The sequence below is a fragment of the Pukyongia salina genome, from assembly GCF_002966125.1.
Classification (GTDB): Bacteria; Bacteroidota; Bacteroidia; order Flavobacteriales; family Flavobacteriaceae; genus Pukyongia; species Pukyongia salina.
Genome location: NZ_CP027062.1, coordinates 2820371 through 2835957, shown reverse-complemented (window position 1 = coordinate 2835957; position 15587 = coordinate 2820371). Strand labels below are relative to the sequence as shown.

14 protein-coding genes are annotated in these 15587 nt (G+C 43.8%); 7 read left to right on the top strand and 7 right to left on the bottom strand.

The window, feature by feature from the left end; translation table 11 throughout:
* Positions 1-87: 87 nt before the first annotated feature.
* Entirely contained in the window at positions 88-1578 is a 1491-nt protein-coding gene (locus tag C5O00_RS12745) for a hypothetical protein (protein ID WP_105217213.1), read from the top strand.
* A 73-nt stretch (positions 1579-1651) separates the two neighbouring features.
* Here C5O00_RS12745 and C5O00_RS12740 read toward each other — a convergent pair whose 3' ends face one another.
* Positions 1652-2332 carry a TonB-dependent receptor plug domain-containing protein gene (locus C5O00_RS12740; protein ID WP_105217212.1) on the bottom strand — a complete coding sequence of 227 codons (681 nt, stop codon included), beginning with the start codon at positions 2330-2332 and terminating at the stop codon, positions 1652-1654.
* Between the two features lie 149 nt (positions 2333-2481).
* Between C5O00_RS12740 and C5O00_RS12735 the strand changes: the two genes are divergently transcribed.
* The 4 genes from C5O00_RS12735 (at position 2482) to C5O00_RS12720 (ending at position 6117) form a co-directional block, all read left to right on the top strand.
* A complete protein-coding gene (locus C5O00_RS12735) occupies positions 2482-2787 on the top strand; it encodes a DUF1330 domain-containing protein (protein ID WP_174688602.1) in 306 nt (101 codons plus the stop codon).
* A gap of 25 nt (positions 2788-2812) precedes the next feature.
* Positions 2813-3871 (top strand): NAD(P)-dependent alcohol dehydrogenase, encoded by a 1059-nt coding sequence (locus C5O00_RS12730; RefSeq protein ID WP_105217211.1) that lies wholly within the window; start codon positions 2813-2815, stop codon positions 3869-3871.
* A gap of 5 nt (positions 3872-3876) precedes the next feature.
* The gene (locus C5O00_RS12725; protein ID WP_105217210.1) at positions 3877-5154 is read left to right on the top strand and encodes an aminotransferase class V-fold PLP-dependent enzyme; all 1278 of its coding nucleotides are present in this window, start codon (positions 3877-3879) and stop codon (positions 5152-5154) included.
* Positions 5155-5286: 132 nt separating this feature from the next.
* Entirely contained in the window at positions 5287-6117 is an 831-nt protein-coding gene (locus C5O00_RS12720) for a mechanosensitive ion channel family protein (protein WP_105217209.1), read from the top strand.
* Positions 6118-6153: 36 nt separating this feature from the next.
* Here the strand turns inward: C5O00_RS12720 and C5O00_RS12715 are convergent, their stop codons facing one another.
* Positions 6154-6894 (bottom strand): arylesterase, encoded by a 741-nt coding sequence (locus tag C5O00_RS12715; RefSeq protein ID WP_105217208.1) that lies wholly within the window; start codon positions 6892-6894, stop codon positions 6154-6156.
* Between the two features lie 30 nt (positions 6895-6924).
* Between C5O00_RS12715 and C5O00_RS12710 the strand changes: the two genes are divergently transcribed.
* Together C5O00_RS12710 and C5O00_RS12705 are read left to right on the top strand one after the other, a co-directional pair.
* Positions 6925-7614 (top strand): ABC transporter ATP-binding protein, encoded by a 690-nt coding sequence (locus C5O00_RS12710; RefSeq protein ID WP_105217207.1) that lies wholly within the window; start codon positions 6925-6927, stop codon positions 7612-7614.
* A gap of 48 nt (positions 7615-7662) precedes the next feature.
* On the top strand, positions 7663-10155 hold the full coding sequence (locus C5O00_RS12705; protein ID WP_105217206.1) for an ABC transporter permease: 2493 nt from the start codon (positions 7663-7665) through the stop codon (positions 10153-10155).
* Between the two features lie 180 nt (positions 10156-10335).
* Here C5O00_RS12705 and C5O00_RS12700 read toward each other — a convergent pair whose 3' ends face one another.
* The 5 genes from C5O00_RS12700 to C5O00_RS12680 form a co-directional block, all read right to left on the bottom strand.
* Positions 10336-11136 carry a phage tail-like protein gene (locus tag C5O00_RS12700; RefSeq protein WP_105217205.1) on the bottom strand — a complete coding sequence of 267 codons (801 nt, stop codon included), beginning with the start codon at positions 11134-11136 and terminating at the stop codon, positions 10336-10338.
* Between the two features lie 233 nt (positions 11137-11369).
* Positions 11370-12380 (bottom strand): hypothetical protein, encoded by a 1011-nt coding sequence (locus C5O00_RS12695; RefSeq protein ID WP_105217204.1) that lies wholly within the window; start codon positions 12378-12380, stop codon positions 11370-11372.
* 16 nt (positions 12381-12396) lie between these two features.
* Positions 12397-13170: a hypothetical protein gene (locus C5O00_RS12690; RefSeq protein ID WP_105217203.1), complete on the bottom strand. Its 774-nt coding sequence runs from the start codon at positions 13168-13170 to the stop codon at positions 12397-12399.
* A gap of 7 nt (positions 13171-13177) precedes the next feature.
* Complete coding sequence (locus C5O00_RS12685) at positions 13178-14797, bottom strand: autotransporter outer membrane beta-barrel domain-containing protein (protein ID WP_105217202.1); 1620 nt, start codon at positions 14795-14797, stop codon at positions 13178-13180.
* Positions 14798-14948: 151 nt separating this feature from the next.
* The gene (locus C5O00_RS12680; RefSeq protein ID WP_105217201.1) at positions 14949-15533 is read right to left on the bottom strand and encodes a polysaccharide deacetylase family protein; all 585 of its coding nucleotides are present in this window, start codon (positions 15531-15533) and stop codon (positions 14949-14951) included.
* Positions 15534-15587 lie beyond the last annotated feature (54 nt).

Here is a 15587-nt window from a genome sequence, read left to right as displayed (position 1 = left end):
AGTCTTTAAATTTGTGTTGAAGTATTATGCAAAAAGTTCCATCAACGCTCTCCGCAAACCAATTTAGTAACCCTTAACCTAATCAACATGAAAAATTTAATGAGATACCTGTTAGGCTTGTTAGTCCTAATTGTATTATGTTTTAGCTGCGATCCCGGAAAGACCGATCCTGTGGATCCAAGCAACGATCCCTGTGAGTATAGTGAGCCTCTAAAACGAGGCACTATAGAAGCGAGGATAGCCAAAGGTGGCGAATACCCACCAGCAGATCCTACCCGCGACACGTTAAACAAGGAAAAAAAGCCCTACTATGTACCCGTAGGAACAATAAGGGGTGATTTAAAACCAGCCAATCCGGAGTATAAGGTAGATAAGCACGATCCGGGTGCGAGTCAGGCAGTTTCTTTCGAAGAATACGATGAGATTGGTGACGCGCCAAATACCAGTAGCGTACTTCCCGAGCCTAGTGTGGCGGAAAATGGACAAACTGTAATGACCACAGGCAACTGGTGGATGTCGCTTTCCCTGGATGGAGGGCAGTCATTTACAAGTGTTAATCCTACTACGATATTTCCAAACGACTACGGCGGATTTTGCTGCGACCAGGTGTTGCAATATGTACCGGAGTTCGATCTGTTTGTATGGCTTTTACAGTATGTACAGGATGGCTCGGGGCAAAATGCCATTCGAATAGCCGTGCAGAACACACAACAGGTTAGGGACAGTAATGGCACGTCCTGGACCTACTGGGATTTTACCAATGATGCCCTGGCCAGTGGTGGCGTATTGGATTATAACGACATGAGTTTCGGAAATCAATTCCTTTACTGGACAAGTAGTATTGGAGGTGGTGCTAACCGCTACGTGATCAGGATCCCTCTGCAGGAACTGGCGGCAAAAGGTACAGTGAACTATCAATTTACAGGTGCTACCACGGCATTCTGGTCGCATGTTTCGCAAAATGGAAACAACGCTGTTTACTGGGCCGGCCATCAAAATAACAGTACCATGCTGGTATACAGCATGCGGGATAACGAGAACTTCTACAGTTGGCGGGAAGTTAATATCAACTCCTGGCCTAATGGAACCATGTCCTCTACCGCTGCCGATGGTAATAACTGGCTAAGTGATGCTTCATGGAAAACCTATGTAAGGGCAGCGACGGTGCGGGAGAATAATGTGATCTTTGCCTGGAATGCCTCCGATAATGGTAATTTCCCGCAAACCCACGTTCAAATCGCCGAAATAAATACCAATAGCTGGAATCTGGTGAACCAGATGCAGATCTGGAACCCCGATTTTGCCTTTGCTTACCCTTATTTTGAGACGAATAGAAAAGGACAAATTGGTATTATCACAGCCTTTGGTGGCGGACCATGGAATGCCAGTAGTGGAGTAGGAGTTTGGGGAGATTTTGTGATCTATTATCCACGACTTAGTTCACGTAGTTATACCAATTATGGTCATTACCACACTACACGTCGTTCCGGCACCAATGGAGACGAATGGGTCTCTGCGGGATTCACATACGAAACCGACGGTTCGATTACACCCTATTATGTTAGGTTCAAACATTAGTGATTAATAACAGGCCTAACATCAAAAACCCGGAAAGAGAGGTCCGGGTTTTTGCTTTTTATTTTTATTGAAGTTACTTTTTGGTTCTTATAAGAATCACCCCGTTGGCTCCCCGGGAACCATAAATGGAAGTTTCACTTCCTTTTAGAACACTTATTTTATCCACATCCACCGGAAGTATATAATCAATAGAGGAAACCACATTCCCATCCACCACAAATAAAGGATCTTGGGCCGAAATAAGTGAATTTACTCCCCGTATAGTGATCTTATTATCACTGCTAACCCTAACGCCCGGAAGTTGGTCTCGAATAAGGTCGTAAATACTCAAGAAACGAGTAGCATCAATGCGTTTATCGGCATCTACCACATCTATCTTCACGGCTATATATTTTTCATCTTTCTCATCGTAACCAATGGAAACCTTGTCCTTATTACTCAATCTTTCCCCGGAAGATAGCCGCCCGTCTATATATACAAAGTCTACTTTCTGCTCCCCGTTATAGTCGTGGGAGAGGAGTCCGTATTTGGGAGTATACACATGTAGAGCTTTTAGATCTCCCATGGTTAAAACCTGGTATTCGCCATTTTTATTGGTCTTCACGTTCGAGTTGATAGAATCCAGGAAGATCTGTGCGCCGGCTATTGGTTTATCCTTGTTGTTGGAGACCGTACCAATGATCTTATGTTGGGCAGTGAGGGCAGAACTGCTAAGAAGGACAATAGCACTTATATATACTGAATAAAGTTTCATCGAAGTGATGTTTAGGTAATACTTTCTAAAGGTAATGATAAGTACAGAGAATGGAGTTTCTTAGAATAACTAATTATTTTACAATAACCAAAGGACGATTGAAAATAATTAGTCGTAAATTTAGTTCCATACAAACTAACCTCTCAATTATGACATATTATTCTGTTTTAAATGTTACTCCTACATCCGAAGAGTGGATCCCGGAGTACATTCCAACTGCCTCAAAACTTGTTGCTGCCCACGGCGGAAAATACCTTTCAAGAACTGTTACTCATGAACAGCTGGAAGGAGCAGATGCACCCGCAGCTGTACGCGTGATCATCGAATGGCCATCTAAAGAAGCAGCCACAGCCTTTATGAATGATCCGGCTTATTCGCCTTTCTTAAAGATGCGAACCAATGGATCGAATAGTGAACATTTTCTATTAGCCGGTCAGGACGACATGGCCCAATAATTAATTCAAATTATAAAACATACCCATGCAAACAACATCCATAAAGGCCTATGGCACAGAAGCTGCCGATGCCGATATTAAACAATTACAAATAAAAAGACGTCTTCCACTAACTAATGATGTGGAAATCGATATAATGTACTGTGGAGTTTGTCATTCCGACTTACATTTTGCGCGTAACGACTGGGGTATGACGGAGTATCCGGTGGTTCCCGGCCACGAGATCGTGGGAAGAGTTACTCGGGTAGGTGATGGCGTTACAAAGTATAAAACAGGAGACTTGGTGGCCGTTGGTTGTTTGGTAGATTCTTGCAGGAGCTGTAACAACTGTAAAAACGATTTAGAGCAGTATTGCCCTGAATGGGTTGGAACCTATGGAGGATTTGATAAGCATTTACAGACACCAACACACGGAGGATATTCGGAAACTATAGTAGTGGATGAGGAATTTGTTCTAAGTGTCCCCGAAAATCTCGATGCTGCAGGTGTGGCACCGGTGCTGTGTGCGGGGATCACAACCTGGTCGCCTCTGCGACACTGGAAGGTTGGCAAAGGCAGTAAAGTAGCTGTTGTTGGCCTTGGCGGTTTGGGACATATGGCGATAAAACTTGCCCACGCTCTTGGGGCTCATGTAACTCTGTTTTCTCGTTCTACCAATAAAATTGAAGACGCAAAAAAACTAGGAGCTAACGAGGTGATCATTTCTACAGACGAATCCCAGATGGAAGCAGCCTCGGGCAGATTCGATCTTATTGTAGATACCGTACCTTATGAACACGATCTTAACCCTTATGTAGGAACTCTTTCCACTAACGGAACCCTCGTTGTAGTTGGGTATTTAGGGCCATTAGATCCTATGTTAGTTACTGTCCCTATGATCATGGGCAGGAAGTCTGTTGCCGGATCGCTCATTGGAGGAATTGCCGAAACTCAGGAATTACTGGATTTTTGTGGGGAACACAATATTGTTTCCGATATTGAAATGATAAATATGCAAAATATCAACGATGCCTATGAGCGCATGCTTAAAAGCGATGTTAAATATCGCTTTGTAATCGATATGAAGTCGTTGAAGGAATCTTAAATGTTATGTCACAACGCCGCGCCTTTTTAAAATCGGCCGCTCTAGCAGCTGTATCTGTTCCATTCCTTTCTTTCGATAATAAACAAACCTGGTCGCTCGAACCCCTGCTTGATACTTTCCAGGATCCGGAAGCCTACTGGCGAATGGTACGAAAACAATTTCCACTTAAGGAAGGACAAACCTATTTTAACAACGGCACTATGGGGCCAACCCCAGGTTATGTATTGGACACCATGATCAATCATATGCTGCATTATAATAAAGAAGCAGCAACGATCGATTATAAGGATGGCTCCGGTCCGGAACTGCTTAGCGGGTATTTTCCTTATCTCGAATTGAGGGAAAAACTCGCGAGGATAGTTAACTGCGACCACAAAGAGATCTCGCTCACTCAGAACGCGACCTTCGGGATGAATTATGTAGGTATGGGCCTCGACTTGAAGGCTGGGGACGAATTACTCAATACCAACCAGGAACACGGTGGTGGTTTTGGTGCCTGGCAAACTCTGGCAAAAAGAAAGGGCTGCGTATACAAACAAGCCACAATGCCTGTTCCGGCCAATGATCCTCAACAAATAGTGGATGCTATCTTCAAGGAAGTTACCCCTAGAACGCGGGTGATCGCCATTCCACATATAGTGTCGGTTTACGGGGTGGTAATGCCCGTAAAAGCCATCTGCGAAAAGGCCAGGGAACGTGGTATTTTTACCATCCTGGACGGAGCCCAGTGTGTGGGTCATGTGGATGTGGACGTGAAATCAATAGGCTGTGATGCTTACTACAGCAGTTTACACAAGTGGATGTTGGCACCAGCTGGTAGCGGACTTCTATACATTAACAAGGAGGTGGTAGGCGATATCTGGACCACCATTGCCAGCTATAATTGGGATAACCAGGAGGACCATGGTTTCAGGCTTATGCAAAACGGCACTGGAAACCCGGCATTGATCGCCGGTTACGATGCCGCTGTCGATTTCTTCAATAGTATTGGCAAGGAACGCTGGCTGGGCAGGATAAAAGAATTAGGGGCCTACCTGAGAGACGGCCTGAAAGATATGCCGCATGTTACCATTTCATCTCCTACTAACGAAGACATGGCTGCCGGAATCACCACCTATGCGGTAAATGGACTCACGGGACCCGAACTTCAGAAAACACTTTGGGAGAGGGAAAGACTGCAACCCCGTTCGGTAGGAACAGAGCTGTTGCGCCACTCTGTGCACATATACAATTCGAAGGAAGAGATCGACAAAGCCCTGACGGTGATTTCGGATTTAAGATGATCTGTCGTCGATGGTATAGTAAAGAGGGTTCAGAGACCGTTCTTGTAGATAAAACAAGATTTTTCCGATAATTTATTTCAGAAAAAAACATAGTATTTAATACTATCTTTAAGAGGTTAATATTTTAAAGTTATGGAGTCATTTCAGGAGATATTAGATCAGGTGTTATTTAGTATCGGCACCTGGTCGCTAAAGGTTCACATGGTGGCGATGCTATTGTTTATCCTGCTAATGACGAGGATAATCCTCTGGATCGTGAAGAAAATGCTTTTCAGGCGGTCCAATGTAGATGAACATGAGAAAGGAAACATACAGGCTGTATACCAGATCATCAGATATGTGATATGGATAGCTGCCTTTGCCCTGATCCTGGAATCTTTAGGAGTAAAAGTTACCTTGCTACTAGCAGGGTCTGCCGCTCTTCTGGTGGGGATAGGGCTTGGTTTACAGCAAACCTTCAACGATATCATTTCGGGATTTATCCTGCTTACCGAGCGAACCATAAAAGTAGGAGATGTACTGGAGGTTGAGGACAACGTTATTAAAATTCAGAAAATAGGAGTTCGAACATCATTAGGATTGAATACAGACGATATCTCCGTGATCATCCCAAATTCCCTGATCACCACCAATAAAGTTATTAACTGGAGCCACCAGAACGACAAGACCCGTTTTCGTATCGATGTAGGGGTGGCCTACGGTAGCGATGTGGACCAGGTGATCCAGATCATGGAAGAAAGTGCTTTCGAACATCCCGATGTGTACGACCGCGAATTAACAGAAGGTAGATTAATGGGTTTTGGCAGTTCTTCTCTCGATTTTCAATTGCTGTTCTTCAGTAAGAATATCTTTCGCATAGGATCGGTGAAGAGTGATATTAGAAGGATACTGGTGAGAAAATTCAACGAGAACAACATTGTGATCGCCTTCCCGCAACTGGATGTGCATTTAAAGAAAGAATAAGGCAGAAAGCCTGGAACTAAAAACTAAATGTGTTTTTTAGTTTGCGACCATCGGCCGCAGAACTTCCCAAACTGTATTGGCGACGATCTTATGCCCTTCGGCTGTAGGATGGATCCCGTCATTTTGATTCAAGGCCTTTATACCACCCACATCTTTCAGAATAAAGGGAATGAAAGCGACATCGTATTGAGAGGCTATTTCAGCAAAAAGTTCGCGAAACTCCGTTGTATAATCTTTCCCCATATTGGGAGGTAATTCCATCCCTGCCAGGATGATACGAGTATTAGGGCTCTCGGTTTGAATCGTTTCTATGATCGCTTTTAGATTAGCTTTGGTCTCTGTAAGCGGAATCCCTCTAAGGCCATCGTTGCCGCCTAATTCCAGCAGAAAAATATCCACTTTCTGCTTCATCACCCAGCTTAGCCTACTTCTTCCTCCAGCCGTGGTTTCCCCACTTAAGCCCGAATTGATCACTGTATAATTAAGTTCTAGGCTGTCTATTTTTTTCTGAAGTAGTGCAGGGTATGCCTCATTGCTGTCGTCCAGTCCGTAGCCCGCTGTAATACTGTCGCCAAAACATAGAATGGTTTTAGATTTGCTGTTTTCCGAAACTACCGTTGTTTCCTCTGTGTCTGAATTTTCTTCCATGGCCTTTTCCGCATTTTTCTCATTGCCGCACCCTATAAGCAGTATAGCTAAAATGAAATAACAAAACTTTATGATAATAGGCGCTTGAGAAGCAACAGAATTTAAATGCAAATGTTTATTTTCAGGCATTGATCGAAGCGATTTAAGAAATTTCAGAATATGTCAAAGATATTAAAGATAACCGGTCTGGAGAAGCAGTATACCAGCGGCGATAAACAATTAACAGTATTAAAGGATATTTCCTTCGAAGTAGAGAAGGGGCAAACCTTTGCTATTGTTGGCCCTTCAGGTAGTGGAAAGACCACCTTACTGGGATTATGCGCCGGCCTTGACCAGCCTGATGCCGGGCGGGTGGAACTTTGTGGCTACGACCTCGATTCCCTCAATGAAGACGAAAGAGCTGCTTTGCGAAACAAAGAAGTAGGGTTTATTTTTCAGAATTTTCAACTATTACCAACATTAACCGCCCTGGAGAATGTGAGTGTTCCCCTGGAGTTGCAAGGGGCCAAAGACGCCATGAAAAAAAGCAGGGAACTACTGGAAAAAGTAGGCCTGGGAGATCGAGTGCATCATTTCCCATCGCAGTTGTCCGGAGGGGAACAGCAACGTGTTGCACTGGCAAGAGCATTTTCGAACAGCCCGTCTATACTTTTTGCCGATGAACCTACGGGCAACCTGGATGAAGAGACAGGAGAGAAGGTAATTCGTTTGCTATTCAACCTGAATAAAGAAGCCGGCACCACCCTGGTGATCATTTCTCACGATCTCGACCTGGCAAATAGAACCCAGCAAATATTGCGTTTAAAAGGCGGACAAATATATAGTAATCAATCAACGCTGATCGCTTAAGCTAAGTAACAATAAACAATGACGGCAAGATCCTCCTGGTTATTTAAAATGGCATGGCGCGACGCTAAGGCGAGTAGAGTGAGACTACTGCTATTCATGGCGTCCATCATTCTGGGAATTTCGGCCGTTGTGGCCATACAACTGTTTAGTGCCAATCTTACCGACACCATTAAGCTGCAATCGAAAAATCTGATGGGAGCCGATTATATTATCGATACCCGGCAGGAACCCACCCAGCGCGCACAGGCTATTATAGATTCGCTACAACCGGGTGCCAGGGAGGTAAATTTTGTGTCGATGATCGCCTTCCCGAAAAACGGAGGTACTAAATTGGTACGAGTACGTGGTCTGGATGGCGCCTTTCCCTTTTATGGAACCATTACCACCGAACCGGCAACCGCTGCGGCCAGCTATCAGGATGTAGGTGGTGCCTTGGTAGATGCAACCCTGATGTTACAATTTAACATCCAACCGGGAGATTCTATCAAAGTAGGGGAGATCACACTCCCAATTGCGGCTTCTTTAAAGGCAATTCCGGGGAGTTCGGCGGTTTCTACCTCGGTGGCACCTCCGGTGATCATCCCGTATCGCTTTATAGACGACACAGAACTTTTACAATTTGGAAGTAGAAAAGAGTATCAGTTCTTTTTTAAGGCATCGGATACGCTGAACCTGCAGGCCTTTGAAGACATAATAGATCCGCAACTGGATATGGAAAACGCCGACCTGGATACGCATACAAGTACCAGCAGGCGTCTAGGAAGACGATACGAGAATGTTGGGAAGTTTCTTAATCTGGCGGCTTTTATTGCCCTTTTACTGGGGTGTATAGGTATAGCCAGTTCGGTACATATCTATATAAAAGAAAAACTAAGTGCTATCGCCATCTTAAAATGCCTCGGCGCTTCGAGGAAACAGAGTTTTTTGATCTTCCTTATACAGATCTCGGGAATTGGAATAATTGGCGGACTTATAGGATCTGCAATAGGGGTTGGGTTGCAGGAGTTGTTTCCATATATTCTCAAAGATTTTCTGCCCTTCGAAATGGTGATCACCATTTCGGCACAACCCATCCTTATTGGTGTACTGTTAGGATTTTACATGTCGGTACTATTTGCCCTCCTTCCACTTCTGTACACCTGGTACGTGTCCCCTTTGAAAGTATTACGTATCGATGATGAAGCCCAGCATCCACGTATTTTAAGGACCCTGGTTTTTATCGTTATATTAATTTTTCTCTTCTTGTTTTCATATTGGCTGCTAAAGGATGCCTCCTATGCTCTGGCTTTTGTGGCGGGATCTGTGGTAACTTTTGTGGTGCTCGCTGTGGTGGCTAACTTTGGGATGAAGTTGGTACGAAGGTTCTTTCCTAAAAATTGGGGTTATACGGCCAGACAAGGCTTGCTAAATCTTTACCGCCCCAATAACCAGACAGTAGTCCTGGTGCTCGCAATAGGATTAGGAACGTTTTTAATAAGTACGCTTTATTTTACAAAAGACATACTCCTGGCCAAAACAGAAGTAGGTCAGAATCCCGAGAACGCCAACATCATCATCCTGGACGTGCAGGCTGCCCAACGTGATGCCGTGGTTGCGCAATTGGAGAAGAACGATCTTCCTGTGATGGATAATATCCCCCTGGTAACCATGCGGATGCACAGCATAAAGGGAAAGCTGGTAAATGAGTTACAACAGGACAGCACCCGACAGGTAAGAGAGTGGATCCTCCATCATGAATTCCGGACCACTTATAGAGATAGTTTGATCGATTCGGAAGAACTAATAGAAGGGGAGTGGACCCCCGAATTGAATACTGAGGATCCTGTGGTGATCTCTATATCTGATAACCTGGCTCAGGATGCCCGGGTAACAATAGGAGACACTATCGTATTTAATGTACAAGGCGTATTGATGGAAACTACAGTAGGAAGTATTCGGCAAGTGGACTGGGGTCGCTTACAACTTAATTTTTCCATTGTATTCCCCAAAGGAGTACTGGAGGAAGCCCCGCAGTTTAATGTGATCACCACTGCTGCTCCCAATGAGCAAAGCTCGGCCAGACTACAGCGAGAGCTAGTGGCAGGCTTCCCTAATGTATCAATTTTAGACCTCCGGCAGGTCTTTACCATTATTGAGGATATTCTGGAGAAGGTATCGCTGGTGATCAATTTCATGGCCTTTTTTAGTATTATCACCGGGTTGATCGTTCTCATTGGTTCGGTTCGCACCAGCAAATATCAACGTGTAAAAGAAAGTGTACTGCTACGCACCCTTGGCGCTAAGAATAGACAATTAGTACGGATCGCGGCCCTGGAATATCTATTCTTAGGATTATTAGGAAGTCTGGTAGGGATCCTGCTGGCCTTACTTAGCGGCCTTTGTTTGGCGCTCTATGTTTTTAACGAACCCTTTAGGCCGTCTATCATGCCATTCGTGCTGTTCTTACCCGGAGTTACTCTTATTGTTATGGCAATAGGATTGAGCAATATCCGTGGTGTTTTAAAAAGTTCTCCGCTGGAGGTGTTACGGCGGGAGGTGTAACGAGATTTCTAATATCCTTAAAAGAACATAACATCTTTCCACAATAACAGGGGTATGATTACCATATCAGGATGGACATGGGCGTACGAAAAAAGGTTTGGTAATGATAGCAGCCATTACCAAACCTTCTTATCGTTTCGATTATACTTGTAGTATCGAAACGTCACACCATAAACAACACTATTCTAATTTTCGAATGGAGAAGAAAGCGGCTCCTACATCTTCGATGTAAACTTCACCCGAATCGGTTTCACGAACCACTTCCACCGAGAGTTCGGAACCTTCTTCTATTTCAATAACATCAAAGATCTGTATGTGTCCGCGTAAAATGTCATTATCATCATTTATATATCCATAAACCGTTACGCTGGGATAGGTGTCTACTCCCAATCTTGATAGTTTTAGATCTGTCTTGATAACGATCTCCTCGTATTTATCATCTTCGATCACCTCGATCCCTATGGTCATTTTAATTTCATAGCGACCGCTTTCGGTGATAAGTAGATCGTCTGTAAGATCTGATGGTACAGCAACATAAAGCGCTGGGTCATCATTATATATTTCACTACCGAATAGATTTACTTCATTCACGGTATCGTCGTTGAGTTCTTCTGTAGTGTTTGTGCTTTTCCATTTGGCAGTCCTTGTTTCCTTGGTCTGCGTTACCCACTTATTTTTGGTTGCATCCCATGAGTAGAATCCCGGACGAACATCATTTATGTATCCTGCGGGGGTTAGATTGGTAGCAGTATTAAAAACAAGTAAACTATGAACCGGATTACTTACAGGTGTTGACAGATTCGCTGCCACAAGGGTAACCCTTGGAATTAAAATTCCACCGGTGTCGACACCGGTACCAATTTCCAGTAGGCTCGAGCGGTCCGGACTTGAATTACCAATCCCTACCTGGGCGATGGTTGTGAAAACAATTGTAAAATTGAATGCTAAGAATATAGCAAGTTTTGAAATTTGGGGCTTCATCACTTCTTATTATTAGTTAAACGCTGTTTATATGTGGAAAATCGTACAATTATTTAATAATTAACACGAAAATTCCTACACAAACATACTTTATAAACGACTGGCTCACAAATATTTAACTCTCGTGGTAAAAAGTTCTAAATTTTAACGATAATAAGCACTAATATGACGATGAAATACACAGGTTTTCATGTACGTCAATTTGGTTGGGAGAAGATCAATCACGTTAAAGGCTAATCCTTGTACCGGGAGGAAAGTTGGATCACGGATGATTTTCGTAGCCCAATTCCCGATCTGGCTTCCTTTACATTGATCTCGGTGGTATTGAGATCGAAAGTAGCATCGAAGAGGACAGGTGTGCTTCCCGCTCTTTTAAGCGCTTTCACTTGAAATGAGAAATCATCCTTTCGCTTTATGGCTGGTCCTTCCATAAGCACCTGCCCATTTGGATTTATTATATGTACCCAATGGTCACCGGATCTTCCGGCTTTATTGATAAGTACGTGGTATTTAATAAAATGGCCTCCCGGGCAATAATCATCCTGCGTTATTGATGCCACGATGCCATTTTTTTTAAAATCGAACGTATTCGAAACCAGTGCCTTATTGAGAAGTATGGTTAGGGTTTTCCCTTGGCAGTCCAGTTTTTGTGCCTTCTCCACGGCAAGCGGTACGAGCTTATATGCATCGTCCAGTTCGTTGATGATTTCGGTTGCTTTGGATGATGATAATTTTTGTCTTTTTATTACTTCGGAATCTATGCCACGGAAGTTTTCGAACGCTCCGGGTTTACTCTTGGGGAGCGTCGCTTTGTTGTCGTTAAGCCTGTAGCTGATGAGCATTCGGGCAAATTGAGCCTTCCGAATCTCGGGGGAACTCCCTTTATTATCATTCAGGTAGGCAGTGATCTTTTCGGCACTTTTGGCGTCGCCCCTATATGCCAATACCTGTAAAATACTTCGGTCGATCTTTCCATATTCCTTTCCTAGAAAATTTTCAAGTGTTCGAACAGATTTCAGCCGATGGCCCAGTTTCAATACCAGATTGTTCTTTACAACGATATCCTCTTTTTTATCCCTAAGTACTTTTCCGAAGAAACTACCAGGATCCACTTCCTTCTTTACGCTTAGCAAATTGATCGCGTTGATGCGTTTTTCCAGTGCCTCACCCCGAGTACTGCTAATCTCGATCAACTTTTTCCGGGTAGTGCGGCTACTTATTTTTCCTATATCGTTACTATACATGATACTTTCTTTAAAATTAACATCCGGAATTCATTAAACAATGGCTCTTCATATCATTCCCCTGAGAATTAGTAAGGTTTACCGAGGTTCGCATGTTGCCACTGGGAACGCTACCACTTTGCTGCATCAGGTTGTTATTGGTGCTGTTCTTGTGTTTCAGTTTTAGGTAATGGCCTACTTCATGTGCAAATGTTCGCGAGGCCTGTTCGGGACCCCACAGCCCAAAGACCGAACCGTTGAGACCTTTATCATCCTTGTCCTCACATGGCCCGTTGACAGCCGATCTTCCCAGAATGACACCTGTTCCGCTGGGAACATTCAGTATGATAGGCACAAAGGTATCTATACCATCATTAGGAACTGTCCAGGTATCGGTAATTTCCTCCATTTCATCTCTGGTCGTGCAATTGTCATGCCCCTGTGCATCTGCGGTGAGCACCGAGTAATGTTCTATACGGCCCACGCCAACACCCCTGGTGCGATAGATGTTCCTTATGCGATAGATACAATAATCGATAAGATGAAAATGATCGTTGTTAGGAAGGCTTGTACTAGGATTGTTGTCTACTACAAACTGATCGGATCCAATTTTTACGATGTTTAAATTTACAAAATCATCGTCCAAATCCTGTGCCAGCTGAAGCAAAGAAACAGAAGCCCTGTTACTTCCAGTGAGGCCCTGGTCCACCGGGACTCTCGATCTTCTAAATCCGAAGAAATCACCCAGGATCGAAAAATTTCCCGAAGTGTCCATTCCGGCACAGCCCGCTAATGCTCTAATCGATGCCATAATTTTCTTATTGAAGGTTCACTAACATGTCTACATATCCTCTGCCACTTTCAAGCGAAGTAAGTGCCTTACCTATTATGGTACCTGCTTTTGCGTTTTCCTCGGCCTTCATTCCATGACCTTTGGTAAGGGAGGTAGTGAGCATATCACCCACGCGTATGGGGCCGTAATTAGCATCCACCTTACACGAAACTTTTCCAAGCATGGCAACCGGCAATCTGTTTTCACGTTCGGGGTGTCTGTCGAGTATCATCCCCGGCTGATAGTTTCCGGCTCCCGAAATTACCCCTACAACAGTAGTATCGTATCCTACGGTGCAGGGTCTTAGTTTTCCGTTGCTGTCTATCACCACCACCGAACCGGCTTCTACATCATTGGCAGGCAGTATATCAAAATCTTCGGCGAAATCGGCGTTCTTCAGAATTATATCCCCGGTATCACCGTTGAGTTCTATCGTACGATCTCCATTGGAATTATTAATAAGCAGATCTCCATCATGTCCATTGGCGCCCAGTTCGATGTTTCCATGTTCCCCATTAAGATGTATGGTTTGTACACCATCGGAGGAGTTCATAAAAATGTCCCCGTCCTTACCGTTGGCTCCAAGGGTAATATTTCCCTCTTCACCATTTAAATGAATAGTCTGCACATTACTGGAATCGCGCAAGAACAGATCCCCATCTTTGCCCTGTGCCCCTAGGGTTATGTTTGCCTGCTCTCCGTCTAAATGGATGGTTTGCACATTGCTGGAATCCCGCATGAATATATCGCCGTCCTTTCCACGGGCACCTAAGGTGATATTGGCCTCCTCACCATTTAGGTGAATGGTTTGTTGGTTGCTGGAATCGTTTATAAACACATCCCCGTCCTTACCGTTGGCACCTAAAATGATATTTCCTTCTTCACCGTTTAGATGAATGGTTTGTACATTGCTGGAATCGCGTAGCATCAGGTCCCCATCCTTGCCGTTCGCACCCAGGGTAATATTTCCCTGCTCTCCATTTAGATGAATGGTTTGCACTCCGTTAGAATCGCGCATGAAGATATCTCCGTCCTTTCCATTGGCGCCCAGGGTGATATTGGCTTCTTCGCCGTTCAGGTGCATGGTTTGTACGTTGCTTGAATCCCGAATAAGCAAGTCGCCATCATGGCCTTCACCACCCAGGCGCATGTTTCCGTGGTCACCATTAATATGAACTGTGTTTACCCCGTCGGAAGCATAGAGGGTAAGATCACCGTCATGCCCTTCGTTTCCGAGGCTTATATTTCCATTGGCTCCGTCGATCACCACCGAATTATTCCCCTGCACGTCACTAAAATACATGTTACCGGCCGTTCCGGTTCTGCCCACATAGCAATTTGCCGAGCCTCCCTGAAGCCTGATCGTATCTTCATCGTTCGAATTTGCTATGTTAATGGATCCGTTTTGGTTCGTACCACCCACGGTGAGCTGGCCATTGGAAGATTGAATTGTACAAACTATATTTCCGGCATTATCCTTAATTACTAGGTTTCCGTGTGTTCCTGTATCCCCTATAATTATCTCTGCGGAATTTGCATCCAGGATAATCATGGGTACCTCATTAGTGTCGATAATATGGACACTCTCTTTATGAATTTCGGCCATGACAAATGGTTTTAGGTTTTAGTATTAATGTAAAATTAGGCGATGTAAGTCTATAAATATCAAGGTATTATATCCGTTTTATAATAGGATTTTTCCTGTTTTTGTTAGGGGTATTTCTTCTGAAGGCACCTCTAGACAGCGCTAATATTACCTAATTATGATACGACCCCTTATCGGCACAATAATCATCACCGATAAACGGCGAATAGGCCATAGACGCATTGTTTAGATCGATCATGTCTATGGTTATATATGAAGGTCCGGCAATGGGGCCCGAGGTTGTTTGGTTTATTAAAAACACTTTTTCCGAACCATAGGAGGCGTAATTTAAGTTATAGAAAGCCTTATTATCAAATACAGGTACAAGAAAAACTACCTGCCCAAGGTTGGTTTCGATCGCTCCTGTGCTAACAATTTTATTTAAGATAAGTACTTCCTCAACCGGGCTGTCCTGATAATCGCCTTCCCGTAAGCGATCTGAAGTAAAAAAGAACCCTTCATTACGTTTAGAGTTATCGATGCAGTTTACCAGGTATAACATAAACTGTTTTCCTTGAGGGGCCGTAATAACAGAGTTATTGGTGAGTTTTAGTTTGTTGCTAGCGTAATGTTGGATATACTTTACTCTGGTACTGCCACATCCCAGCAGCAATATACCCACAAGAACTAATAGGAGGGAAGAGAAAATTTTATTTCGAACAGGATTATAATTAGAATAGTTAGACTGGGTTTTCATTTGGTTTGATTTTAAGTGGTTAGTAATCAAACCAATATACGTTCATTCTAGAAT